Origin of the sequence: Vibrio sp. N418, assembly GCF_000222565.1 — a bacterium.
GTDB lineage: Bacteria > Pseudomonadota > Gammaproteobacteria > Enterobacterales > Vibrionaceae > Vibrio > Vibrio scophthalmi.
Genome location: NZ_AFWD01000096.1, coordinates 1 through 2,902, shown reverse-complemented (window position 1 = coordinate 2,902; position 2,902 = coordinate 1). Strand labels below are relative to the sequence as shown.

At 41.5% G+C, this 2,902-nt stretch carries 2 protein-coding genes; both read left to right on the top strand.

What is annotated here, in order from left to right:
- A partial coding sequence (locus RH86_RS18820) for a hypothetical protein (RefSeq protein WP_009387975.1) occupies window positions 1–1,006 on the top strand: 1,006 nt, incomplete at its 5' end.
- 724 nt (window positions 1,007–1,730) lie between these two features.
- On the top strand, window positions 1,731–2,240 hold the full coding sequence (locus RH86_RS18815) for a ClbS/DfsB family four-helix bundle protein (RefSeq protein ID WP_009387974.1): 510 nt from the start codon (window positions 1,731–1,733) through the stop codon (window positions 2,238–2,240).
- Window positions 2,241–2,902: the final 662 nt, after the last annotated feature.

The following is a 2,902-nucleotide window of genomic DNA, read 5'->3' as shown; positions in this document are numbered from 1 at the left end:
GAAATATAGGCAAAAAATGAGTGCGAATTTTGAAAATGACGTCTATGAATGGGGTAGAAGCCTCATAGAAAAAGTTGGCTATAAAGCTAACAAAGATTCATTTGTAACTCTTACAAATGTATTCACATTAAGCCGAATGTTTATTTCGCCAATACCCAGAAGAGTTCATGTTTCTGAAAACTTTACTGCTCCAAAAAATTATGATGCGGTAATTAAACAGATCATCCATGATTTAAACGTTGGACATAATGTGAACGCTAGATTGTCTAGACGAATTAGAGACAAGAAAGTGTATACAGATCGTATGCTCGCTGATTGGGGAATTCATCATTTGCATCTTGGCGAAGAATTTATCAGCAAAGGGAAAAATCAGGGGCTGATTGAAGGGAATAAAGAAATATTGTTTGTTTGGGTGACAAACAACGATGCTTATTTGATTGGTATTTTTGACCATGACTCATGGACTAAAACTCAGGTGTTGGAAATAGTACATGACAATTGGTATCACTTGCTGAAACCTTATGAATCGCCAAGGGATGTTAGATCAACTATTGAAGTCACCGATCTTGACCGTTTGGAGTTAAGGAATGCATGCATCAATACACCCGTGCTAGTGCGTGGTTTTTTTTATATGGGGCTTGGTGGTGGTTTAACTTGCAGGAATATTGGCAGTAATGATGTTCTCAAGGCGAATACTGTACTCAGGGCTTCGGACGATTTAGCTGAGTGGGTTAAGAATAACTACTCAACTCTAGAAAGTTACATGTCGGGTGCGGGAATTGACTTCGCTAGTGAAACACTAGAATTTGATGTGTCAAAGTTTGTTATATCCGCTATGTATACAATCAACTGTAAGCCTAGTAATTATCGAATTCACATACAGTCGCAGCATGAACCTTACACTTTGGTACCACATGGCTTTGAAGCAGTAATTGAGCCATCTGCTGAAAAGCGAGAAATACAGGATCATAGACCAATTAAAGGCTTGCTAATAGAGTGTGGGTAAATATTTCTAACAAAGCGTTTAAGACGGATTCCCAACGCTTGGCATTTTCGGCTTACTTTAAGTTAAGTGTTTATGTCACAATGGGTTAGGTATGATGGTTGCGTTGCTCACCACTTAACGCGGCGTTATGTTTTAACGAGATTTCAATGGCTTAAATGCCTTTGAATCGTTCTTTGTCCCTTTGGCTATTCGTTGGGAGTAGACTCAGCAAATCGCCATTGTCGCCCAGTTTTTAAACCACTCAGCGCGTAAAACATGCGAAGGTTCGCGGGTTGCTTCATTCGAGTTGTCGGGTGGTTTGGTCGCCTTGTTTCTCTGGCTTAAAGTCGCTTTAGGCATATTTCCCAATCAGCCAATAACCTTGGCAGTTGCCTCGGCAAATTGCCATTGTTCTGCGCTGTTGTTGCTAAGAAAGGGCGCTTGTTGAGGCTTGATCGAGTTGCCTCATTAGCAGGGAAGTGGGCTTACTTGTTTTTGGTTTGGCGCATCTGCCGCTCAAGTGAGTCTGAGCTTGTGATTTGGTTCAGAAAACTAGGTCAATACTTCAGTTCTTTGCCAAGTAAATCAACGAATTGTGCTAAAACATAACAAAGCATTTAAGACGGATTCTCAACGCTTGGCGGTTTCAGCCTAGGTCAGCTTCAGTGTTAAATGTGGCAAGGTTTAAGGCATGGTGGTTGCGTTGTTCACCACTTAATGCGGCGTTATGTGAATGGAGGTCAAAATGTCTTCTGTACCAAGAAATAAGGATGAATTGGAGCTTGCTATAAAGTCGATATTTCCGAAACTTATGGCTGATTATCGTTTAACTCCAGAAAGTAACGTTCGCAAACCAGGTGTAGAGGGAAACGTCAAAGGTACCCTCATTAGCGTTAGTGATACGGTGGCTTATTTGATCGGTTGGGGGAAGCTCGTACTGAAATGGTATCGCTTGAAATCTCAAAATCAAAATGTAGATTTTCCGGAAACAGGCTACAAATGGAATCAATTGGGCTTGCTCGCTGAAAGCTTCCACGATGAGTATCGTAGCTGGAAATACGATGATTTACTTATAGAACTCGAGTCTACGGTATATGAAATACAGTTACTTATTTCAAGCTTAAGTGACCATGAGTTGTATGGTGTAGCGTGGTATGAGCAATGGACTTTGGGACGCATGATTCAGTTTAATACATCATCGCCTATGAAAAACATGCGTACAAAAGTTAGGCGCTTCAATCGAGAATTCACATAACAAAGCGTTTAAGACGGATTCCCAACGCTCAGCATTTTCGGCTTACTTTGAGTTAAGTGTTTATGTCACAATGGTTTAGGCTAGGTGGTAGGCGTTGCTCACCACTTAACGCGGCGTTATGTTTTAATGGAATTTCAATGGCTTAAATGCCTTTGAGTCGTTCTTTTTCCCTTTAGCCATGCGCTGGGAGTAGACTCAGCAAATCACTATTATCGTTCCTTTCTTAAATCACTTAACCCGTAAAACATGCCAATGTTCGCGGGTTGCTTCATTCGAATTTTCGGGTGGTTCGGTAGTCAGGTTCTTCTGGCTCAAAGTCGCTTTGGGCATATTTCCCAATCAGCCAATAACCTTGGCAGTTGAGTCGGCAAATTGCCATTGTTCTGCTCTGCTTTTGCTAAGAAAGGGCGCTTGTTGAGGCTTGGTTGAGTTGCCTCATTGTCAGGGAAGTGGGCTTACTCGTTGTTGGTTTGGCACATCTGCCGGTCAAGCTAGTGCTAGGTTGTGATTTAGTTCAGAAAACTAGGTCTACACTTCAGTTCTTTGCCAAGTAAATCAACGAATTGTGCTAAAACATAACAAAGCATTTAAGACGGATTCTCAACGCTTGGCGATTTCAGCCTAGGTCAGCTTCAGTGCTAAATGTGGCAAGGTTTAGGTTT